This window comes from Bradyrhizobium sediminis (assembly GCF_018736085.1).
GTDB lineage: Bacteria > Pseudomonadota > Alphaproteobacteria > Rhizobiales > Xanthobacteraceae > Bradyrhizobium > Bradyrhizobium sediminis.
In genome coordinates, this window is the sequence record NZ_CP076134.1 from 3,528,529 (window position 1) to 3,548,554 (window position 20,026).

19 protein-coding genes are annotated in these 20,026 nt (G+C 64.5%); 9 read left to right on the forward strand and 10 right to left on the reverse strand.

What is annotated here, in order from left to right:
- Window positions 1–2 precede the first annotated feature (2 nt).
- Window positions 3–1,499, reverse strand: a complete 1,497-nt coding sequence (locus tag KMZ29_RS17120; RefSeq protein WP_215620331.1) for a CoA-acylating methylmalonate-semialdehyde dehydrogenase — start codon at window positions 1,497–1,499, stop codon at window positions 3–5.
- Window positions 1,500–1,598: 99 nt separating this feature from the next.
- On the opposite strand from KMZ29_RS17120, the gene KMZ29_RS17125 reads away from it, so the two are divergent.
- A complete protein-coding gene (locus tag KMZ29_RS17125) occupies window positions 1,599–2,513 on the forward strand; it encodes a LysR family transcriptional regulator (protein ID WP_215624315.1) in 915 nt (304 codons plus the stop codon).
- On the opposite strand, the gene KMZ29_RS17130 is transcribed toward KMZ29_RS17125, so the two are convergent.
- Both KMZ29_RS17130 and KMZ29_RS17135 read right to left on the reverse strand, forming a co-directional pair.
- Window positions 2,510–3,124, reverse strand: a complete 615-nt coding sequence (locus KMZ29_RS17130) for a TetR/AcrR family transcriptional regulator (protein ID WP_215620332.1) — start codon at window positions 3,122–3,124, stop codon at window positions 2,510–2,512. The two genes, KMZ29_RS17125 and KMZ29_RS17130, sit on opposite strands and share 4 nt — an antisense overlap.
- 72 nt (window positions 3,125–3,196) lie before the next feature.
- The gene (locus tag KMZ29_RS17135) at window positions 3,197–3,784 is read right to left on the reverse strand and encodes a PaaI family thioesterase (RefSeq protein ID WP_369810135.1); all 588 of its coding nucleotides are present in this window, start codon (window positions 3,782–3,784) and stop codon (window positions 3,197–3,199) included.
- Between the two features lie 136 nt (window positions 3,785–3,920).
- On the opposite strand from KMZ29_RS17135, the gene KMZ29_RS17140 reads away from it, so the two are divergent.
- Entirely contained in the window at window positions 3,921–4,691 is a 771-nt protein-coding gene (locus KMZ29_RS17140; RefSeq protein WP_215620333.1) for an enoyl-CoA hydratase, read from the forward strand.
- 4 nt (window positions 4,692–4,695) lie between these two features.
- On the opposite strand, the gene KMZ29_RS17145 is transcribed toward KMZ29_RS17140, so the two are convergent.
- Window positions 4,696–5,511 (reverse strand): enoyl-CoA hydratase/isomerase family protein, encoded by an 816-nt coding sequence (locus KMZ29_RS17145; protein WP_215620334.1) that lies wholly within the window; start codon window positions 5,509–5,511, stop codon window positions 4,696–4,698.
- A gap of 154 nt (window positions 5,512–5,665) precedes the next feature.
- Here KMZ29_RS17145 and KMZ29_RS17150 point away from each other — a divergent pair, with 154 nt between their 5' ends.
- From KMZ29_RS17150 to KMZ29_RS17165, 4 genes are all read left to right on the forward strand, one after another.
- Window positions 5,666–7,357: an FAD-dependent monooxygenase gene (locus KMZ29_RS17150; RefSeq protein ID WP_215620335.1), complete on the forward strand. Its 1,692-nt coding sequence runs from the start codon at window positions 5,666–5,668 to the stop codon at window positions 7,355–7,357.
- Window positions 7,354–7,539: a hypothetical protein gene (locus tag KMZ29_RS17155; RefSeq protein WP_215620336.1), complete on the forward strand. Its 186-nt coding sequence runs from the start codon at window positions 7,354–7,356 to the stop codon at window positions 7,537–7,539. The genes KMZ29_RS17150 and KMZ29_RS17155 overlap by 4 nt, the downstream gene beginning before the upstream one ends.
- Before the next feature lie 158 nt (window positions 7,540–7,697).
- On the forward strand, window positions 7,698–8,894 hold the full coding sequence (locus KMZ29_RS17160; RefSeq protein ID WP_215620337.1) for an acetyl-CoA C-acyltransferase: 1,197 nt from the start codon (window positions 7,698–7,700) through the stop codon (window positions 8,892–8,894).
- A 142-nt stretch (window positions 8,895–9,036) separates the two neighbouring features.
- Complete coding sequence (locus KMZ29_RS17165) at window positions 9,037–10,320, forward strand: MFS transporter (RefSeq protein ID WP_215620338.1); 1,284 nt, start codon at window positions 9,037–9,039, stop codon at window positions 10,318–10,320.
- A gap of 68 nt (window positions 10,321–10,388) precedes the next feature.
- Here the strand turns inward: KMZ29_RS17165 and KMZ29_RS17170 are convergent, their stop codons facing one another.
- Both KMZ29_RS17170 and KMZ29_RS17175 read right to left on the reverse strand, forming a co-directional pair.
- Window positions 10,389–11,948 (reverse strand): acyl-CoA carboxylase subunit beta, encoded by a 1,560-nt coding sequence (locus KMZ29_RS17170; RefSeq protein ID WP_215620339.1) that lies wholly within the window; start codon window positions 11,946–11,948, stop codon window positions 10,389–10,391.
- Entirely contained in the window at window positions 11,878–12,852 is a 975-nt protein-coding gene (locus KMZ29_RS17175; protein ID WP_215620340.1) for an IclR family transcriptional regulator, read from the reverse strand. The genes KMZ29_RS17170 and KMZ29_RS17175 overlap by 71 nt, the downstream gene beginning before the upstream one ends.
- A 134-nt stretch (window positions 12,853–12,986) precedes the next feature.
- On the opposite strand from KMZ29_RS17175, the gene KMZ29_RS17180 reads away from it, so the two are divergent.
- The 3 genes from KMZ29_RS17180 (at window position 12,987) to KMZ29_RS17190 (ending at window position 16,698) form a co-directional block, all read left to right on the forward strand.
- Window positions 12,987–13,208, forward strand: a complete 222-nt coding sequence (locus KMZ29_RS17180) for an acyl-CoA carboxylase biotin carboxyl carrier protein subunit (RefSeq protein ID WP_215602371.1) — start codon at window positions 12,987–12,989, stop codon at window positions 13,206–13,208.
- A 174-nt stretch (window positions 13,209–13,382) separates the two neighbouring features.
- Window positions 13,383–14,549, forward strand: coding sequence for a TAXI family TRAP transporter solute-binding subunit (locus tag KMZ29_RS17185; RefSeq protein WP_215620341.1), 1,167 nt, complete (start codon window positions 13,383–13,385; stop codon window positions 14,547–14,549).
- A 70-nt stretch (window positions 14,550–14,619) separates the two neighbouring features.
- The gene (locus KMZ29_RS17190) at window positions 14,620–16,698 is read left to right on the forward strand and encodes a TRAP transporter permease (protein WP_215620342.1); all 2,079 of its coding nucleotides are present in this window, start codon (window positions 14,620–14,622) and stop codon (window positions 16,696–16,698) included.
- A 38-nt stretch (window positions 16,699–16,736) separates the two neighbouring features.
- Here KMZ29_RS17190 and KMZ29_RS17195 read toward each other — a convergent pair whose 3' ends face one another.
- The 4 genes from KMZ29_RS17195 to KMZ29_RS17210 all read right to left on the reverse strand — a co-directional run bounded on the left by KMZ29_RS17195 (window position 16,737) and on the right by KMZ29_RS17210 (window position 19,901).
- The gene (locus KMZ29_RS17195; protein WP_249779718.1) at window positions 16,737–17,411 is read right to left on the reverse strand and encodes a class I SAM-dependent methyltransferase; all 675 of its coding nucleotides are present in this window, start codon (window positions 17,409–17,411) and stop codon (window positions 16,737–16,739) included.
- A 61-nt stretch (window positions 17,412–17,472) separates the two neighbouring features.
- Window positions 17,473–18,000: a carboxymuconolactone decarboxylase family protein gene (locus tag KMZ29_RS17200; protein ID WP_215620344.1), complete on the reverse strand. Its 528-nt coding sequence runs from the start codon at window positions 17,998–18,000 to the stop codon at window positions 17,473–17,475.
- Between the two features lie 408 nt (window positions 18,001–18,408).
- A complete protein-coding gene (locus KMZ29_RS17205) occupies window positions 18,409–18,768 on the reverse strand; it encodes a Zn-ribbon domain-containing OB-fold protein (protein WP_215620345.1) in 360 nt (119 codons plus the stop codon).
- Window positions 18,765–19,901 carry a thiolase family protein gene (locus KMZ29_RS17210; protein ID WP_215620346.1) on the reverse strand — a complete coding sequence of 379 codons (1,137 nt, stop codon included), beginning with the start codon at window positions 19,899–19,901 and terminating at the stop codon, window positions 18,765–18,767. The genes KMZ29_RS17205 and KMZ29_RS17210 overlap by 4 nt, the downstream gene beginning before the upstream one ends.
- Window positions 19,902–20,026: the final 125 nt, after the last annotated feature.

Here is a 20,026-nt window from a genome sequence, read left to right on the forward strand (position 1 = left end):
GTCTACTTCATGGTCGGAATCGAGAACTCCGCGCCTTCCTTGACGCCGGACGGCCAGCGCGAAGTCACCGTCTTGGTCTTGGTGTAGAAGCGCACGGAATCCGGGCCATATTGATTGAGATCGCCGAAACCGGAACGCTTCCAGCCGCCGAAGGTGTAGTAGGCGACCGGCACCGGGATCGGCACGTTGATCCCGACCATGCCGACATTGACCCTGGCCGCGAAGTCGCGCGCGGCGTCGCCATCGCGCGTGAAGATCGCCACGCCGTTGCCGTAGTCGTGTTCGGACGGCAGTCTCAGCGCCTCATCGTAATCATGGGCGCGCACGACCGACAGCACAGGACCGAAAATCTCTTCCTTGTAGATTCGCATGTCCTTGGTGACGTTGTCGAACAGACAACCACCCATGTAAAAGCCGTTCTCATAGCCCTGCATCTTGAAGCCGCGGCCGTCGACGGCGAGTTTGGCGCCCTCCTTGATGCCGATCTCGACGTAGTTCCTGACGCGATTGAGTGCCTCCTTGGTCACAAGCGGACCGAAATCGGCAGTTGGATCGATCGAGGGCCCGATCTTCAGATTCTCGACGCGCGGAATCAGCTTTTCCATCAGCCGGTCGGCCGTGGTCTTGCCAACGGGAACCGCCACCGATACGGCCATGCAGCGCTCGCCCGCAGCGCCGTATCCGGCGCCGACCAGCGCGTCCACGGTCTGATCCATGTCGGCGTCAGGCATGATGATGGCGTGGTTCTTGGCGCCGCCAAAGCATTGTGCGCGCTTGCCGGTCGCCGCTGCCCGTTCATAGATATACTGCGCAATCGGCGAAGAGCCGACGAAGCCGACGGCACGGATGTCGGGATCGTCGAGGATGGCGTCGACCGCTTCCTTGTCGCCGTTGACCACGTTGAGGATGCCCGGCGGGAGCCCCGCCTCCAGCATCAGTTCTGCGAGCCTCATCGGCACGCCGGGGTCTCGTTCCGATGGCTTCAGGATGAAGGCATTGCCGCAGGCGATCGCGGGCGCGAATTTCCACATCGGAATCATCGCCGGAAAATTGAACGGTGTAATGCCGGCGACGACTCCCAAAGGCTGGCGCATCGAATAGATATCAATGCCCGGGCCAGCGCCTTCGGTATATTCACCCTTCATCAATTGCGGAATGCCGAGAGCGAACTCCACCACCTCGACGCCGCGCAGAATGTCGCCCTTCGCGTCGGGAAGGGTCTTGCCATGTTCGCGGGCGAGCAATTCGGCCAGGGCATCATTGTCACGCGCCACCAGCTCGAGGAATTTCATGAGAACGCGAACCCGGCGCTGCGGGTTGGTGGCGCCCCATTCCGGCTGCGCGGCCTTGGCGTTCTCGACGGCGGCGCGCAGCTCGGCCTTGGTGGCCAGATCGACCTTGGCCTGGACCATACCGGTCATCGGCTCGAAAACGTCGGCCGTCCGCCCCGATGTGCCCTTGACCTCGCGGCCGCCGATGAAATGTCCGATTAAGCGCATTGAATGATCTCCCTGGTCCCGGCTGGATCGCTTTCAGACCCTTTGGACCCGCATTTTGTAGTATTCAAGTCCGAGATGTTGCACCATAGATGTGCGGAAATGCAGGATCAAGGCGGCACGATCGATTGGGATGACTTCCGCTTCGTGCTGGCCATCGTGCGCGGCGGATCGGTCTCCGCGGCTGCCAAACAACTCGGCGTCGATCATGCCACAGTGATCCGGCGCGTCGACCGGCTGGAACGCCACCTTTCGGCAAAGCTGTTCGACCGCCGCAAGAGCGGATACCTCTTGACCGAAGCCGGCCAGCGCGTCGCCGACAGCGCGGAGGCGATGGAATCGACCATCGTCGCCAACCAGGAGGCGGTCGGCGGGTCGCGCGCCCACCTGACCGGCGCCGTGCGGATCGGCGCGCCCGACGGCTTCGGCAGCCACTTCCTGGCCTCGCGGCTGGTGCGGTTCACCGAGCGCTACCCGGATCTCGACCTGCAACTCGTCGCCACGGCCCGGCTGTTCAGCCTGTCGAAACGCGAGGCCGACATCGCGATCAGCCTGTCGATGCCGAAGGAAGGCCGGATCGTCGGGCGCAAGCTGCTCGACTACAGCCTCGGGCTCTATGCCGCGCCGGCCTATCTCGATCGTTTCCCTGAAATCGCAACGCGCAGCGATCTGCCCCGGCACCGCTTCGTCGGCTACATCGAGGACTTGCTGTTCACGCCCGAGCTGGACTATCTGCCGCAGGTCTCGCCGAAGATTTCGGCCAAATTCCGCAGCGCCAATCTGATCGCGCAGCTCAACGCCACCATCGCCGGATTCGGGATTGCGGTGCTGCCGCACTTCATGGCGACCACGCATCCCGAACTACGGCCGGTGTTGCCGGACGAAATCTCGATCTCGCGCACCTTCTGGCTTCTGATGCACGCCGACAGCAAGGACCTGGCGCGGATTCGCGCCGTCGCCGATTACATTTACGAGACGGTGGAGAGCGAGCGGTCGCTGTTCAACCGGCCAACCTAATTCGACCGGGATTTCCTCGCCGCAGGCTTCGCCGGCGCCGCGCGGCCCAGCGTGGCCTCGCGCCCGGCGCCCAGAATTTCATTGGAGAACTCCCCGGTGCCGGCGATGCGGGCCAGCACCAGCGTGCCCACCATGGTCGCTAGCGCTGATATCGCCTGCTTGCGCGCGGCCTTGCGCGTCAGTTCCGGAAGCTGCGCCGCCAGCATGTCGATCATCTCCTCCAGTTTGGCCGCGAACGCCTTGCGGGCCTTCGGGCTCTCACGGGCGATTTCCGCGCCCAGCGCTGTCAGCGAGCAGCCATGGCCGGGATCGTCGCGATGCAGCGAGGTCAGATAGGAATCCACGATCGCCGCCAGCCGCTTTTCCGGCGCCGTCGCTGCGGCAAGCTTGCGCCAGTGCTCGGTCGAGCGGTCCATCGCATAGCCGAAGGCCTCGATCACCAGCGCTTCCCGGGAATCGAAGTGGGCGTAGAACCCGCCATGGGTCAGCCCGGCCTCTTTCATCAGGTCGGCGACGCCGATGCCGTGCGCACCCTTTTCGCGAAGCCGCACCGAGGCTTTCTTCACGATCCGGGCGTGGGTCTCGAGCTTGTGTTCCCTGGAATAGCGCATCGGCGGTCCCATAAGATGTTTGCAGTCATATAAAGGCACCTGATAGCATTTGGCGCCGAACAATGCTGCATCTTATTTGGTTCGAGAGGCTTCGCCGACCATCGAGAACGTCGCTGTCGCGTGCACTGCTAGATTGCCGCTGCCGTCGCGGACCGAGCCTTCGGCATAGCTGGTCTGGCGGCCGAGCTTGATAAGCCTTCCCTCAGCGGAAATCGTACCCGACTTGACCGACAGCGGCCGCAGATAGCTGAGCTTCAGGTCGAGGGTGACCGCGCCCTGCCCGGCCGGCAGCATGGTGGAGATCGCGCAGCCCATGGCGGTGTCGAGCAAGGCCGCTGCGGTCGCCCCATGCAGCAACCCGATGGTGTTTTCGAGCGCCTCGTGCGGCTCCAGTTCCATCACGATCCAGCCGGGCTCGGCGACGCGCAGCCGAAAATCGATCAGCCGGGCCATCGGCGGCTCCGGCAGGATGCCGTCGCGGATCGCCCGCATCGTCTCCAGCCCCGACATCCCGGCGGCCGCCTTCGCCACCGGCCCCGGCGTCTGCCAGTCCACCACCCGTTCCCGCCTCCGCGCCGCCGTGAAAAGGTCGGTGGATTCCGCCGTATCAATGCTGTCGGCCACGGTCATGGGCTCCCCCTGGTTATAGATGACGATCATCATATTATAGCAGCGGCCGCCGCTTCGCAACGGGTGGGCGGTCCCGGCGGCGATCGGCCGGGCGCACTACTTGACAAGGCGACGTTTTGCCGGGAAGTGGCACCAACCGCGCACTTCACGAACTGCGAGACCGTCCATGGAAATGCTCAATCCCCATTGCGGCGTCGACCGAGACCCGCGCGGCGTCGTCCGCCTGACCATCTGCAATGCCGGCTCGCTCAACATCCTGGGCACCCCGGCCATCAACGGCGTTCGCGAAGGGCTGGAGGCACTTGCCGACGACAAGCAGATCCGCGTGCTGGTCATCGCCGGGCAAAGCGAAAAGAGCATGATCGGCGGCGCCGACATCAAGGAAATGGCGAAGCTCGATCAGGCCTCGGCGGAGAAATTCATCACCGGCCTGCGCGATCTCTGCGAGGCCGCGCGCGCGTTTCCGGCGCCGGTCATTGCGCGGATGCCGGGCTGGTGCCTCGGCGGCGGGCTCGAATTCGCCGCCGCCTGCGACTTCCGGATCGCCTCGCACGATGCCCATTTCGGCATGCCCGAAGTTCGCGTCGGCATCCCCTCGGTCATCCACGCAGCGCTGTTGCCGCGGCTGATCGGCTGGGGCCGCGCCCGCTGGCTGGTCATGACGGCGGAGAATATCGACGCACCCACCGCGCTGGCCTGGGGACTGATCGATGTGGTCGCGCCATCAGGCGGGCTTGATGCCGCGGTGGAGACGACGGTAGTGGCGCTGCTGGAATGCGGCCCCGAGGCGCTGCGCGCGCAGAAGGCGCTGCTCCGGCAATGGGAAGAACTGCCGCTGAAAGAATCCGTCGATCTCTCGATCGGCGTGTTCGGGCAATCCTTCCTGACCGGCGAGCCGCAGCGGTTGATGCAGGGTTTTATCAATCGCAAGCGGTAGGCGTTCAGCGGCCCTCGAATTTCGGCTCGCGTTTCTCCATGAAGGCTTTGATGCCTTCGTGCATGTCCTGCGTCTTGAACAGCGGCAGGAGCTGCAGATAGACGTGATGCACATGGTCCGGAAAGGTCTCGTTGAGCCCCATTCGCATCATCCGCTTGGCGGCCTGCACCGCCAACGGCGCATTGGCCGCGATCTCGCGCGCCACGGCGCGCGCCCGCCTCATCAGTTCCGCGTCCGGCACCACCTCGTTGGCGAGGCCCCAATCGAGGCATTCGCGCGCGCTGAGCGTGCGTCCGGTGAAGATCAGTTCGGAAGCCTTGGCCCAGCCGATCATCCGCGGCAGGAACCAGGTGCCGCCGGACTCCGGCACCACGCCGCGCTTGACGAAGGCCGCCGCGAGCTTTGCCGACTCCGCCATGATGCGGATGTCGCAGCCGAGCGCGGTGTCCATGCCGTAGCCGGCCGCGCCGCCATTGACTGCGCAGATCGTCGGCTTGTCCATCGCTTGCAGCACCGTCGGTGGGGTGTTGCGCAGATCGAGCGACGTCGACGAGGACGCCGCGCTGATCCCGTCCCCGCTGCGCTCCTTGCGCAGATCGAGGCCGGCGCAGAAGGCGCGGCCGTTGCCGGTCAGGATGACGCACCGCACCGCTCTATCCTCGTTGGCCCTGATCAGGAGCCGCGTGAGGTCGTTCAGCATCGGCCCGGAGATCGTATTCATGCGCTCGGGCGCATTGAGCGTGATGACCGCAATGCCGTCATCGACGTCGTACAGGACTTCGCTGGATTCGGTCTGCTCGGCGCGTGCGGGTTGATTCATCGTAAGCGTCTCTTTCAATCGCGAAGGTGGGCGGTGATCGCATTCCGGCGCATGCTGCCTTGCCATCCTGCCTCTTTCAAGCTGTAGTCCACCGGACGCCTATCGTAAACGAAGCCGCACAGCCGGCCTGAGAACAAGACAAAACGGGAAACGCATGAGACCTGCCGGCAAAGGGCCGCTCGATTCGCTCTATTTTCACTATCCGACCTTCCCGGCCCGGCATGTCCCCGAGCTCGACGGCCTCGCGGCGCGTCATCCGGTCGTGATCGTCGGCGCCGGCCCGATCGGCATGACCGCGGCGCTGGTGCTGGTGCGACACGGAATCCGCAGCGTGCTTCTCGACCGCAAGGACACGTTCAACGACGGCAGCCGCGCCATCTGCATCGCGCGGCCGAGCATGCATATCCTGGAGCGCATCGGGGCGGTCAAACCCTTCGTCGAAAAGGCACTGGGCTGGCGCTTCGGCCGCAGCTACTACCGCGGCGAGCAGATCTTCCGGCTGGAGATGCCGTGTCCGCCCGGCGAGAAATACCTGCCGATGTACAATCTGCAGCAGCAATATATCGAAAAGTTCCTGCACGACGCGGTCGCAGCCTGCGACCTCGTCGACATGCGCTGGCAGAGCGAGGTCGCTGGCATCGAATGCCGCAACGACGGCGTGTCGCTCAGTGTTTCGTCCCCCGCCGGCGACTACCGCCTTGATGCAGATTACGTGCTCGCCGCCGACGGCGCGCGCTCGCCGGTTCGCTCACAGCTGGGCCTGCGCCTGAAGGGCGAGAACTACGAAGGCAAATATGTCATCGCGGATATCCGCATGGATCACGACTTTCCGACCGAGCGCCGCGCCTTTTTCGAGCCGAGCGGCAATCCCGGCGGCACCGTGCTGATCCACAAGCAGCCCGATGATATCTGGCGGGTGGACTACCAGCTCCGCGAAGGCGAGAGCGAGGAAGAGGCCTTGCGCGAGGAGAACATCCGCGCCCGCGTCGGCGCCATCCTCAGGGATATCGACCACGACAAGCCGTGGGAACTGGAGTGGTGGAGCATCTATTCCGCCAACACACTGTGTCTCGACGACTACCGCCACGGCCGGGTGTTCTTCATCGGCGACGCCGCCCATATCGTGCCGATCTTCGGAGTGCGCGGTCTCAACAACGGCCTGGCCGACGCCGACAATCTCGGCTGGAAGCTCGCAGCCGTGCTCAAGGGCGAGGCGGACGAAACACTGCTCGACAGCTACTCGCCGGAGCGGCGCGGCGCCACGCTGGATGTGTTCGCCAACGCCACTAAGAGCACCCGTTTCATGACCCCGCCGACCCGCGGCTGGCGGCTGGCGCGGGAAGCGGTGCTCTCGCTCAGCCTGAAGCACGAATTTCCTCGCGGCCTCGCCAATCCCAGGCAGATGCAGCCCTACACCTATTCGGAAAGCCCGCTGACACCCTATACCCGCCGCGATGCGGAGTTTGTGGCCGGACCGGTCAGCGGCAGCGTCTCGCCCAACGCCAGGCTGGCCGACGGCAACTATCTTCTGGATCGCGCCGGCGATGGCCTGACCGCGATCCTGTTCGGCGACGGCGCGGCGAATGCCGAACAGGCCGAACTTCTCAACCAACTTGGCAAGCTCGACCGGCGCTTCGTTGCATTACGGATTCAACGCCAGGGCTCCGCGGCCACGGCGGGAGCGATTGCCGATGCGGATGGCGAAATCGCCCGGCTGTTCGATGCGCAGCCGGGAACGCTCTATCTGCTGCGTCCGGACTTGCACATTGCCGGGCGCTGGAAGACCATCGCTGCCGACGAAGTCCTGCACACTGCGAGCCTTTGTCTGGGGAGAACAGCGCCATGAGCACGATGCCCTCCGAAGACTTCGAAGCCGCCTATGAGACGCTGGCGACGGCGATCGATTCGGCCGGCCCCGGGCGCGAGGCGCTGTTTCTAACGCGGCTGGCGCTGGTGCTCGGCCATGAACTCGGCGACATCGCCGCGTTCAGGAACGCGATCAGGATGGCGCTCGACGGCCTTGAATAAGCGGGCCAATCCGGCGGCCTGAGGGCGCCGATCCCCCTCGCCAGCCACTTCACGGTAATTTATCCCGCACCGCCGTTGCAAATCCCGCGGCGCATCATATGATGACCATAATTCAAATGGCATTGCCTTCGCGCACAAAGAATTTGAGGAGTCCCGCCATGGCCGCAGCTTCCGATCCCGTCGTTATCGTTTCCGCCGCCCGCACTCCGCTCGGCCGGTTCATGGGCGAGTTGTCGCCGTTCAGCGCTCACCAGCTCGGCTCCCACGTGATCGGCGCCGCACTGGAGCGCGCGAAATTGTCGCCGGAGCGGATCGACGAAGTGCTCATGGGCTGCGTGCTGCCGGCCGGTCAGGGCCAGGCCCCGGCGCGGCAGGCCGCGCGCGGCGCCAAGCTGCCGGATGCGACCGGTGCGACCACCATCAACAAGGTCTGCGGTTCCGGCATGAAGGCCACGATGTTGGCGCATGACATCATCCATGCCGGCTCCGCCGACATCGTATTGTCCGGCGGCATGGAAAGTATGACCAACGCGCCCTACCTGCTGGCAAAGGCGCGCGGCGGTTACCGCGCCGGCCATGACCGCATCATCGATCACATGATGATGGACGGGCTGGAGGACGCCTATGAGACCGGCCGCTCGATGGGCGATTTCGGCGAGGCCACGGCGGAAGCCTATCAATTCACCCGCGGAGATCAGGACGCCTACGCCATGGAAACGCTGACCCGCGCCCGCAAGGCGGTCGAAGGCGGCGCGTTCAGGGCCGAGATCGCGCCGATCACGGTCACCGAAAAGACCGGCCCGCGCGTTATCGCCAATGACGAACATCCGCTCAAGGTCGATCCCGCCAAGATTCCCGGGTTGAAGCCGGCATTCCGCGCGGGTGGCACCATTACCCCGGCCGCCTCGTCGGCCAATGCCGACGGCGCTGCCGCGCTGATCCTCGCGAAGCGCTCGCTCGCCGACCGCAACGGCCTCCCGGCACTGGCCGAGATCAAGGGCCACGCCACCCACAGCCAGGAACCGCAATGGTTCACCACTGCGCCGATCCCGGCGATCCGGAAATTGCTCGACAAGCTCGGCTGGAGCGCCGGCGATGTCGATCTGTTCGAGATCAACGAGGCCTTTGCCGTGGTGGCGATGGCCGCGCAGCGCGATCTCGGCATCCCCCGCGACAGACTCAACATCAACGGCGGCGCCTGCGCGCTCGGCCATCCGATCGGCGCCACCGGCGCCCGCCTGATCGTCACGCTGCTGCATGCGCTGGAAGCGCAGAACCTGAAACGCGGCGTCGCCGCGCTCTGCATCGGCGGCGGCGAAGCCACCGCCATCGCCGTGGAGCGCATCGTCCACTGACGCCAGAGCCCTCCGCCCTCTGCGCCGGAGATCATGTGAAAACATTTTTCGCCCGAATAGCTCTGTCGCAGACTGGATAGGGACAGCGCACGGCCTGGCCTAGTCTCCAATTCATCAGTGCCCGACACATATTGGAAATTCCATGATCTCGAACTGGCTATCCGCCGCCCTCGCCCGCCGCAACATTCATTACGGCTGGATGATGGTCGGCGTGACCTTCCTCACTGCGCTGATCAGCGCCGGCACGGTCGGCGCGCCCGGCGTCTTCATCGTGCCGCTGCAACAGGAATTCGGCTGGAGCACCGCGGAGATCTCCTCGGCGCTGTCGATCCGCTTCATCCTGTTCGGACTGATGGCGCCGTTCGCCGCCGCATTGCTCAACCGCTACGGTTTGCGCAACATCACCCTGTCGTCCTTGCTGATCGTGGCATCCGCGCTGGTGATGTCGCTCGCGATGACGGACGTCTGGCAATTGATGCTGCTGTGGGGCGTCGTCATCGGCCTCGGCACCGGCATGACCGCGCTGGTATTGGGCGCCACCATCGCCACGCGCTGGTTCGCCGCGCGGCGCGGCCTTGTCGTTGGCATCCTCACCGCCAGCGTCGCCACCGGACAACTGGTGTTTCTGCCGCTGCTCGCTGCCATCACCGAGCGGCTGGGCTGGCGGATCGCGCTGCTGCTGATCTGCGTCATGCTCGGCGTCGCCGCCTTGGCGGTGTTGCTGCTGATGCGCGACCGCCCGAGCGACCTGGGCTTGCGGCCGTTCGGCGATGTAGGCACCGAGCCGCTGCCGCCGCCGCCGCCCAACACCGCGCCGATCATGGCGGCGGCGCTCGGCACCCTGCGCGATGCGGCGAAGACGAGAGTGTTCTGGATCCTGTTCGCCACCTTCTTCATCTGCGGCGCCAGCACCAACGGCCTGGTCCAGGTCCACCTGATTCCGATGTGCCTCGATTTCGGCATCCCGCAGGTCCAGGCCGCGGGCCTGCTCGCCGCCATGGGGATATTTGATTTCGTCGGCACCATCGCGTCGGGTTGGCTGTCGGACCGCTACGACAATCGCTGGCTGCTGTTCTGGTATTACGGCCTGCGCGGGCTGTCGCTGCTGCTGCTGCCGTTTTCCGATTTCTCGTTCTACGGGCTGTCGCTGTTTGCGATGTTCTACGGCCTCGACTGGATCGCGACGGTGCCGCCGACGGTGCGGCTGACCGCGCAACGCTTCGGGGCGGAGCGCGCCAATCTGGTGTTCGGCTGGATCTTCGCCGGCCATCAATTGGGCGCCGGCGCCGCCGCCTTCGGCGCGGGACTGTCGCGGACGGTGCTGGCGAGCTACCTGCCGGCCTTCTTCGTCGCCGGCGCGCTGTGCATCACAGCGGCGCTGATTATTCTGTCGATCTCGCGGACGGTGAAGCCGGTGGCGGCGTAAGTGGCGAATGGTGAGTGGCGAATAGCGAATAGGGAAAATTCCATTCGCTACTCGCCATTCGCCTCACATCACGGCCTGATCGTGAAATTCTTCGGCGGGCCCGGCGTGCGCAGCGGCTCGGCAAGGCGGGCGAATTCGCACAACAGCGAACGGGTCTTGCGCGGGTCGATGATCTCCTCGACCCAGAATTTCTCCGCCGAACGGAACGGCGAGCGCAGCTTGTTGAGACGGTCCTCGATCTCCTGCAGCTTGGCCTTGGGATCGTCCGATGCGTCGATGTCGGCCCGATAGGCCGCCTCGATGCCGCCTTCCAGCGGCAGCGAACCCCAATAGGCCGACGGCCAAGCATAGCGCATCGAGAACCGGTTGGCCGGCTGATGCACCACGGCGGCGACGCCGAAGGCGTTGCGTACGATGATGGTGCACCAGGGCACCGTGGTCTGGTTGACCGCGGCCATGGCGCGCACGCCGTGGCGGATGGTCGCCGCCTTCTCGGCCTCGAGCCCGATCATGAAGCCCGGACAATCCATCAGATAGACCACTGGCAGATGGAAGGTTTCGGCGAGATCGACGAAGCGCACCACCTTCTGGCACGCCTCTGACGTCCATGACCCGCCGTAGTGGAACGGATCGCTGGCGAGCAGCAACACGGCGCGGCCGTCCAGCCGGGCGAATCCGGTGATGACCGGGCGGCCGAAATTCGCCGCCATCTCGAAGAACGAGCCCTTGTCGACGACGGCGTCGATGATCGGCCGCATCTTGTAGACCTGGCGGCGATTGCGCGGCACCGCCTTCATCAGGGATTCTTCCGCGCGCTCCGGATCGTCGTCGCAGGCAACCGTCGGCGGCAGGTCGTAAACCGACGACGGCAGATAAGAGAGAAAGCGCTTGGCGCAGGCGAAGGCTTCCTCCTCGGTATCGACGGCATGATCGACGCCGCCGGCGCGGGTCTGGATGTCGGCGCCGCCGAGTTCCCACTTGGTGAGATCCTGGCCGAGGCGCTTCACGACAGGCGGACCGGCGACGAACATCGCCGAGGTCTTGGTCATGACCGAATAATGGCTGGCAGCGAGCCGCGCCGCGCCGAGGCCTGCGACCGAGCCGAGCCCGAGGCCGACCACCGGCACCCGGGCCATGTTCGCGATCGTGTACCAGTACCAGCGGGTGCCGCCGACGCCGCCGGGCAGATTGGCCGCGCCCTTGGTCTCGATGGTCTTCACCGAGCCGCCGCCGCCGGAGCCTTCGATCACGCGGATGATCGGCAGGCGGAAATCGTGCGCCATCTCCTCGGCCATCAGGGGCTTGGCGGAAATGGAAGCATCCGCGGAGCCGCCGCGCACGGTGAAATCGTCGCCGACCACCACCACCGGCCGGCCATCGATCTTGCCGCGGCCGAACACGCAGTTCGCCGGCGTCAGGCCGGTGAGTTCGCCGCGCTCGTTATATTCGGCGGTACCGGAGATCGCGCCGATTTCGTGGAAGCTGTTCTGATCGACCAATCCGTCGATGCGATCGCGAACGGTGAGCCGGCCCTGGTCGCGCTGCCGCTTGACCTTGTCAACGCCTCCCATCTCGCGCGCGAACGCTTCGCGCCGGGCGAGGTCGTCGAGTTCCGGCTTCCAGGTCATTCATATCCTCCGTCTTTGTGATTTTATTGTTATGGGTCGTCACTGGAAGCGGTTTTCTGTCCAGCCGATTGCTGAAGATATCTCCCTCGGCGCCCTCGAGCATGCTGCCGACCGCAAAGCCGAGATCGAGCATCTGCGGCGCAACCTCCTTGTGCAGGCGCTTCTCGTCATACATCGCGGACAAAAGGCCGATCGTCACCACGACGAAGGTCTGGTACTGCGGCGACCACATCGGCACCGCGAGACCGTTGATATGCGGGCTCCACAGCCCGCAGGCGACGACATAGCCGTGCTCCCCCAGGAAGCGACGGTTGGGTTCGAGCCGCGGCCGCAGCACCTTGGCGCCTTCGGGGTTCTCACGTTCCATTTCCACGAGCAGCGCGTCGCCGACATCGGCATCGAGCGCCGCCGCGTAGGCGTGCCCCGCCGCGGTCGAGGCGATCGCGATGCGGCTGCCGGTGCTCTCGTGCAGGCCGAGCGCGTTGGCGGCGCGGGCATATTCGAGATAGACGAGATGAAAGCGATCGGGAATCACGAAGCCGACGGTGCCCGGCAATTGTTCGGCGACATCCTGCAGCCGCAGCCTGATCAGGTTGCGAAGCTGCAGTCCCCGCATCATCGAGGTGCTCATCGCCACCGCGCTCGGGCCGATGCGGTATTTCTGGTCGCGCGGCAGATAGACCAGCTGGCCCATCCGGGTCAGCGTGTGGGTCAACCGCGACACCGTCGATCGCGGCAGTCCGCAGCGATTGGAAATTTCCAGGTTGCCGAGCCGCGCCTCGTGGCCCTCGAAACAACGCAATACGTCGAACGCACGCGACACCACCTGAATGACATCGCCCTCGCCCGCCAGATCGCTGGCGAGCATTCCCTGCTTACTGAGCCGTTCCGAGCGTCTTCCCATGTGATTTTTTCCATTCCGTCAGGCGGAATAAAATTCCACTTGCAGATCAAGCTACCTCAGGCAATCTGCGGCCACAACAAAAAGCCGTTCGCGAGGGCATATGTCCGACAGACGGTCGTCCCTGGGAGAACGGAATGCCAGAAATCAAGATTGTGACCGAAGTGGCCGGACGCGTTTGCGCGCTGCCCGTTGAAATCGGCGGCAGCGTCGGCGATGGCGACGATATCGCCTTCGTCGAAGCCATGAAGATGGAAATCCCCGTCGCCTCGCCTGCAGCGGGCAAGCTCAAGCTCATTCTCGTCAGCGTTGACGACGTCGTCGCCGAAGGTCAGGTGCTCGCCGTCATCGAGACGTGAGCACTGCCGGCCGCTTCATCGACTTCGGTCCGATCGAGCTCCGCGACAATCCGTCCGGCTCGACGGATCGTGGACTCAGCGATAACCGCTACGACGTTGCCATCGCCATCGGGCGATGACATGATCCGGCCAACAAACAGTCATTTTTCGCGCAGCGAAAATATTGGAGGGAAGATGATCCGTCGCCTGATGGCACTTACGCCTGTCGTTGTCACGAGTGTTTCGCTGCTGACCTTGCCCGCGGCTCGCGCCCAGGACGTCAAGCTGCCGCCGACCATGACGTTCACGGCCTACGACACCGGCACCGCCGGTTTCAATATTGCTGTCGCCGTCGGCAAGATGATGAAGGACAAATACGGCACCGATCTGCGGGTGCTGCCCGCGGGCAATGACGTTGCGCGCCTCGCGCCGCTGCGTGCCGGCCGGGCGATGTCGTCGGCGATGGGCTCCGGCACCTATTTCGCGCAGGAAGGCGTGTTCGAATTCGGCGCCAAAGAATGGGGACCGCAGGCCCTGCAACTGGTGCTGTCCACGGTCGACTGCAACGGCGCCTCGCTCGGCGTGGCGAAGGACACAGGCGTTAAGGAGGTCAAGGACCTCAAGGGCAAGCGCGTCGGATTCGTCGTCGGCTCGCCGGCCTTGAACCAGAACTCGCTGGCGATCCTGGCGTTCGGCGGTCTCAAGCAAAGCGACGTCAAGTCCGTCGAGTTCTCGAGCTACGGCGCGATGTGGAAAGGCCTGCTCAACAACGACGTCGACGCCGCCTTCGCAACCACGATCACGGGCCCGGCGAAGGAAGCCGAGACCTCGCCGCGCGGCCTGGTCTGGCCGCCGCTGCCGCACAACGACAGCGCCGGCTGGGAGCGGGTGCAGAAGGTAGGATCGTTCTTCTTCCGGCATAACGCGACTTGCGGCGCGGGCATTTCCAAGGAAAAGCCGATCGAAATGGGAACCTATCCGTATCCAATCTTCGTGGTTTACGGATCGCAAGCCCCCGACCAGGTCTACGCCGTCACCAAGGCGATGATCACGGGCTACGACGTCTACAAGGACGCCGCCGCCGGTGCGAGCGGGCTCGCAGCCGACAGGCAGACCAAGAAGTGGGTGGTGCCGGTTCATCCCGGCGCGGTGAAGGCGCTCAAGGAAGCCGGCCAGTGGAGCGACGACCAGGAGGCGCACAATAACGCGCTGTTCAAGCGGCAGGCGGTTCTGGCGGCGGCGTGGGCGGATTTCGGCAAATCCAGCCCGCCTTCCGACGACAAGGAATTCCTGGCGAGCTGGATGAAGGCGCGCGCCGCGGCGCTGAAGAAGGCCAACATGCCGAACGGGTTCGAGGAATAGCGCTGCTTCGAAGACAGCCTCAGCTGCCACGCCCGCGCCGGATCGGCCGGGCCATTTGACGGGATTACTTATGTCGACTGCATCACCGACCGCCGACTCCGAAAAGCCGGCGGCCAAGCGTATCGAGTTCGACGATCCCCACGGCAGCCTCGGCAATTTGCAGGAGGCCGAAGTCACGCGGGTGCGGACCTTGAGCGGCGGCTGGCGCTGGGCGCTGATCGTGGCCACCGCGGCGACGATCCTGCTCTGCATCAACCAGCAATTCTCGCTGCGGTTCTTCATCGGCTACACCCAGCTCAACACCGAATATTTCTATCTGCTGATCGCGCTGATGCTGCCGTTCACCTTCCTGATCTTTCCGGGCTCGGAAAGCTCGCCGCTCGATCGCATCCCCTGGTATGATGTCCTGTTCTTTGTCGTGACTTCCGGCGCCGCCGTCGTGCTGATGCGCAGCGTGCGCAAGGCCGCGGAAGCCGGCTGGGAATTCGGCGGCGCGCCGATGCCGGTGATCGTCGCGGGTCTGGTGATGTGGTTCGTGCTGATGGAGGCGCTGCGTCGCACCGGCGGCTGGAGCTTGCTGCTCAGCGTGCTTCCCTTCACCGTCTATCCGCTGTTTGCCGACGCCAAATGGCTTGGCCCGTTCCGCGGCACCCAGTCGAGCCTCGAACAGGCGACCTCGTATCACGTGCTGTCGGGCGAGAGCCTGCTCGGCATCCCGATCCAGGCGTTCGCCGACACCGTGATCGGCTTTCTGGTGTTCGGCACCGCGCTGATGATGACCGGCGCCGGCAAATTCTTCATCAACCTGGCATTCGCGCTGTGCGGCACGTTCCGTGGCGGCGCCGCCAAGGTCTGCATCTTCGCCAGCGGCCTGCTCGGCATGATGTCCGGCTCGATCATTTCCAACGTGCTGACCGCCGGCACAATGACCATTCCCGTCATGAAGAAGAGCGGCTTCCGCGCCTCCTATGCCGGCGCCATCGAGGCTTGCGCCTCGACCGGCGCCGTACTGGCGCCGCCGGTGATGGGCGCGACCGCCTTCGTGATAGCGCAGTTCCTCAACGTCAGTTACGCCGATGTCGCGATTGCGGCGATCATTCCGGCAGCGCTGTATTATATCGGCCTGTTCATGCAGGTGGATTCCTACGCCGCCCGGCACGGTCTTGCGGGTATTCCGCGATCCGAGCTGCCGCGGGTGTGGGATACCATCAAGGATGGCTGGTACTATATCTTCGTGATCGCGCTGCTGGTCGTCATGCTGCTGTACTTCAAGCGCGAGAGCCATGCGCCGTTCTACGCCACTGCGCTGCTGCTGGTCCTGAATCAGCTGTTTTCCAGGGAAAGCCGCTGGAGGTTTTCGACGATCAACAAGTTCCTCGAGGTCAATGGCCGCACCTTCGTCGAGTTGGTCGGCATTCTCGCCGGCTGCGGCCTTTTGATCGGCGCGTTCTCGATGACCGGCGTGGTCTCCAGCCTCGCCAACGACCTCCTGCGGATCGCCGGCGACAACGCCTTCCTGCTGCTCGTGATGTGCGCCTTCACCAGCCTCGTGCTCGGTCTCGGACTGACGACGACGGCCTGCTACATCTTCCTTGCCATCCTGGTGGCGCCCGCGCTGGAAAAACTCGGCCTCAACAAGATGGCCGTCCACATGTTCATCTTCTACTGGGGCATGCTGTCGTCGATCACCCCACCGGTGGCCATTGCCTCATTCGCCGCGGCCGGCATAGCCGGTTCGCCGGCGATGAAGACCGGATGGGAATCGATGTGGGTCGGCAGCATCATCTACTTCATTCCCTTCTTCTTCGTGCTGAACCCGGCGCTGGTGCTGCAAGGCAACAGCCCCTATTTCGAGGGCCTCGGCCTGATGGCGCTGGCCGCGTTCGGCACCTTGTTCATCTGCGGCGGCATTCAGGGCTATCAGGCGTTCGTCGGCGATCTCCGTCGCGCCGGCGCGATGGAATGGCCGATACGGGTGCTGCTGGTGATCGGCGGCTTCGTGATCGCCACGCCCGGCGGCGGCATCATGCCGATCTCGCAATTCCAGGTCACCAGTCTGGGGCTGGCCATCCTGGTCCCGACGGTCGTGATCGCGCGGCTCCTGATGCGGGGGCAGCCGCTTGTCGCGGGCCAGTTGCGCGTCCCTTGATTGCGCGGCAAGACTAGAGGCGATGAACCCGCGGCGAACTAGGCGTTGGCGGGTCGCTGCCATTCCATCACGACGAACCACGGCGCCCGCCGAAAATTGGCCTGGCGCGACGGCTCACCGGACACCGGTCCAGGCTCGGCGAAGAATGTCAGGTTGAGCCCGTTCGCAAGGAAGGCTGCCATATAGGCGGTCAGCGGCCGGTGCCAATTCTCGATGCGGATATCCGCCCACTCGAACCAGAATGGAAATTCGTCGAGATAGCGGTCAACCGGATAATGCAGGCGCCGTCCCTCGTCGTCCGTCACCCAGCCCTGCTCCGCGCCGGCCGAGGTAAAGCCGGAGAGGTTTGCGATCAGCAGTGTGCCGCCCGGCTTCAATACCCTGGACATTTCGCCGACGGCCGTCCTGAAATCGGCGATGTCGACCAGTGTCAGATAGCTGACCACGAGGTCGAAGCTTGCCGCATCGAATTCAAGCTGCTCGGCGCGGCCGGGCCGATAGTCGCCGGATGGATCGCGTCGTTTCGCCGTCTCCAGCAATTGCAGCGTCGGATCGATCCCCGTCGCGTTGACGCCGGCCGCCTTCAGCATTCGGCAAAAGCGGCCCTCACCGCAACCAACATCAAGCGCGCGCTCAAACCGACCCTTCCCGACGCGGCCGAGCATGACCGGATCGAGCACATGCTCGCGCGCCCAGTCGCCCCGCTCCCCCATGGAGTCGATCCAGGCTTGGGCTGAACGATCCCATCCATTGCCCATCGGAGCGCGGTCCTGATCAGCTCACCACTTCCGTCACCGGCTGCATGTCGATGCCAAAGGTTTCCAGGAACTTCGACGTCATGATGTAGAAACCGACCGAGAGCTGCAACTCGACCAATGCTGCCGGCGTCAGTTTTGACGCGATGGCATTGAAGGTCGCATCGGTCGGCTTCTTCAGCTTGACGATCTCGTCGGCGAAGGCCAGCGCGGCGCGCTGCACGTCGCTGAAACAGGTCGCGGCCTGCCAGCTCTCCAGCGCCTCGTTCTGCTCGTCGGTGACGCCGACATTCTTGCCGATGCGCTTGTGCGCGACGATCTCGTAGGGCGCCTCGCACAGGATTCCGGTGCGCGTGATCGCGAGTTCCCGCACCACCGGATCGAGTTCGCCCTTGTGCCGGATCGCGCCGCCGAGCCGGCAGTACTGTTCGAAATAGCTCGGCGAATGCGCCATCATCCGGAAGATATTGGCGTTGCGGTTCTTGCCGAGAATTTCCTTGGTGCGCTCGTTCGATTTCGATGTGTCGCAATAGTCGATGCGGGCCATGATTCACCTTGGGTTTTTCAGTTCTTGATTGCTTTTTCGGATCGCGGGTTCCATTCCACAGTATCGGGCGGCTGATCACGGAGCAACATAACCGAGTCAAATTGCCGCCGCATTGCTGTTCGATCTTGAGATCGACGTTCGCTGAGTGGGGACTCAATTCAAGCGAATGCTCGTCGCGGGGTGTTCCGAGTAAAAAATATCTGAGCCGTCGAGCCTTCGCGGGCAACGATGACTCATGCCCAAGTCTAGGGTGCCCAAGTCCAGGGAGATCGGCATGAAGGAAGCCAGCAAAAGGGCGGCCTCGGAAGCGTTCGCGCAAATGCTGGCGGTGACGGCCATGCTCGTCATCGCCAGCTTCATCTTTTACGGGTGGTGACGGATTCACCCTTTTGGGTGAAGGCAAGCAACTCACTTCGCCTTCTCGAAATACGGAACCAGGCGCCCGGCAAACGGCGCGAACCGCGCGGTGACCTTGTCGCCGATGGCGAGATCATTGTCGCCGTGGGCCATCATGCGAAAGCCCTCCGCGGTATCGACCAGCACGATGTTGTAAGGCACATGCGCGCGGGTCTCCGGCGTGGCGGCGCGACACACCAGCGAGGTTGCGTAGACCGTCCCCTCGCCGCTCGCGGCTTTCTCCGCCGGGTCCGGCGCGCCGCAGGCGCAGCAGAAGCTGCGGCGAAAGTATTGCAGATTCCCGCAGGCCGCACAGGCCTGATAGACGATCGCTTCGGCGCCCGTGGTCCAGTCGGCGAGTTTGTCGCTCATCGCACCCGCTCCAGGAACATGCTGACATGCGACGACAGCACGCCGCCGTCGCCGTGCAGCAGCGCCATCGAGGCATCGCGCACCTGGCGATTGCCGGCTCGCCCCGTCATCTGCAGGTGGGTTTCGACCAGATGCGCCATCGCGCCGCCGACGCCGCAATGGCCGTAGCTGAGCAGACCGCCATGGGTATTGAGCGGCACCGCGCCGTCTTGGCTGAAATGCCCGGAGCGCACCCGCGCCGCCGCCTCACCGCGCTTGGCCAGGCCGAGGTCCTCCAGCAGCATCGCCAGCGTGATCGTAAAACTGTCGTAGACCGCGGCGTAGCGCACATCCGATATCGCGACGCCGGCGGCCTGTTTTGCCTTTGCAATCGCAATCTCGGCGCCGAGTTCGCTCAAGGCGGGCGCTGCCGTGACATGCTGATGGGTATGCGCCTGCGCGCAGCCCCTCACCCGCACGCCGATCCCGCTGGTCGGTTCACGGCTGACCACGAAGGCCGCGCCGCCATCCGACACCGGGCAGCAATCCAGCAGTTTCAGCGGCATCGCCACCGGCTTCGAGGCCATCACGTCCGCGACCGTGATCGGATCATGAAATTGCGCGCCGGGATGGGTCAGCGCATGCTTGCGCATCAGCACCGCGAATTCGGCAAGGTCGCCCTCGGTCACGCCGTATTCGTGCATGTAGCGCGAGGCGACGAGGCCGTAATAGGCCGGGATGGTCGGCCCCAGCGGCACCTCGTATTCGGGATGCCCGACCTGCGCCAGCGCCAGAATCGACGCGTCGCGGCTCTGCCCGGTCAGCCGGTTCTCGCCCGACACGACCAGCACGTGCCTGACTACGCCGGCCTCGACCAGCTGATGCGCCAGCATCGTCATGGCGAGCCCGGTGGCGCCGCCAACTTGCACGGCGTGAGCGTAAGACGGCTTGATGCCGAAATGCTCTGCGAACACGGTTGCAAGCATGATGTGCGGGGCGACCGTGGAGTAGCCGCAGAGAATGCCGTCGATCTCGCTGCGCCGCAGCCCCGCATCGGTAATCGCCAGCTGCGCCGCCTTGCTCATGAGGTCGAGCGAGGATGAGCCCTCATGCCTGCCGTACGCGGTCAGTCCGACGCCGGTGATGAAGCTCATGGACTTACGACTTCGTGCTCTATCCTCGTCATTCCGGGATGCGCTACTTAGCGCAGACCCGGAATCTCGAGATTCTCCGATGTGCAATTGCACATCGTAGTTCGCATCTTCGATGCGCCCCGGAA

Bases quoted from the DNA above. Each gene is read 5' to 3' on its own strand.
- KMZ29_RS17120 (WP_215620331.1), bottom strand. From the start codon at position 1,499: ATGCGCTTAATCGGACATTTCATCGGCGGCCGCGAGGTCAAGGGCACA.
- KMZ29_RS17125 (WP_215624315.1), top strand. From the start codon at position 1,599: ATGCAGGATCAAGGCGGCACGATCGATTGGGATGACTTCCGCTTCGTG.
- KMZ29_RS17130 (WP_215620332.1), bottom strand. From the start codon at position 3,124: ATGCGCTATTCCAGGGAACACAAGCTCGAGACCCACGCCCGGATCGTG.
- KMZ29_RS17135 (WP_369810135.1), bottom strand. From the start codon at position 3,784: ATGATCGTCATCTATAACCAGGGGGAGCCCATGACCGTGGCCGACAGC.
- KMZ29_RS17140 (WP_215620333.1), top strand. From the start codon at position 3,921: ATGGAAATGCTCAATCCCCATTGCGGCGTCGACCGAGACCCGCGCGGC.
- KMZ29_RS17145 (WP_215620334.1), bottom strand. From the start codon at position 5,511: ATGAATCAACCCGCACGCGCCGAGCAGACCGAATCCAGCGAAGTCCTG.
- KMZ29_RS17150 (WP_215620335.1), top strand. From the start codon at position 5,666: ATGAGACCTGCCGGCAAAGGGCCGCTCGATTCGCTCTATTTTCACTAT.
- KMZ29_RS17155 (WP_215620336.1), top strand. From the start codon at position 7,354: ATGAGCACGATGCCCTCCGAAGACTTCGAAGCCGCCTATGAGACGCTG.
- KMZ29_RS17160 (WP_215620337.1), top strand. From the start codon at position 7,698: ATGGCCGCAGCTTCCGATCCCGTCGTTATCGTTTCCGCCGCCCGCACT.
- KMZ29_RS17165 (WP_215620338.1), top strand. From the start codon at position 9,037: ATGATCTCGAACTGGCTATCCGCCGCCCTCGCCCGCCGCAACATTCAT.
- KMZ29_RS17170 (WP_215620339.1), bottom strand. From the start codon at position 11,948: ATGACCTGGAAGCCGGAACTCGACGACCTCGCCCGGCGCGAAGCGTTC.
- KMZ29_RS17175 (WP_215620340.1), bottom strand. From the start codon at position 12,852: ATGGGAAGACGCTCGGAACGGCTCAGTAAGCAGGGAATGCTCGCCAGC.
- KMZ29_RS17180 (WP_215602371.1), top strand. From the start codon at position 12,987: ATGCCAGAAATCAAGATTGTGACCGAAGTGGCCGGACGCGTTTGCGCG.
- KMZ29_RS17185 (WP_215620341.1), top strand. From the start codon at position 13,383: ATGATCCGTCGCCTGATGGCACTTACGCCTGTCGTTGTCACGAGTGTT.
- KMZ29_RS17190 (WP_215620342.1), top strand. From the start codon at position 14,620: ATGTCGACTGCATCACCGACCGCCGACTCCGAAAAGCCGGCGGCCAAG.
- KMZ29_RS17195 (WP_249779718.1), bottom strand. From the start codon at position 17,411: ATGGGGGAGCGGGGCGACTGGGCGCGCGAGCATGTGCTCGATCCGGTC.
- KMZ29_RS17200 (WP_215620344.1), bottom strand. From the start codon at position 18,000: ATGGCCCGCATCGACTATTGCGACACATCGAAATCGAACGAGCGCACC.
- KMZ29_RS17205 (WP_215620345.1), bottom strand. From the start codon at position 18,768: ATGAGCGACAAACTCGCCGACTGGACCACGGGCGCCGAAGCGATCGTC.
- KMZ29_RS17210 (WP_215620346.1), bottom strand. From the start codon at position 19,901: ATGAGCTTCATCACCGGCGTCGGACTGACCGCGTACGGCAGGCATGAG.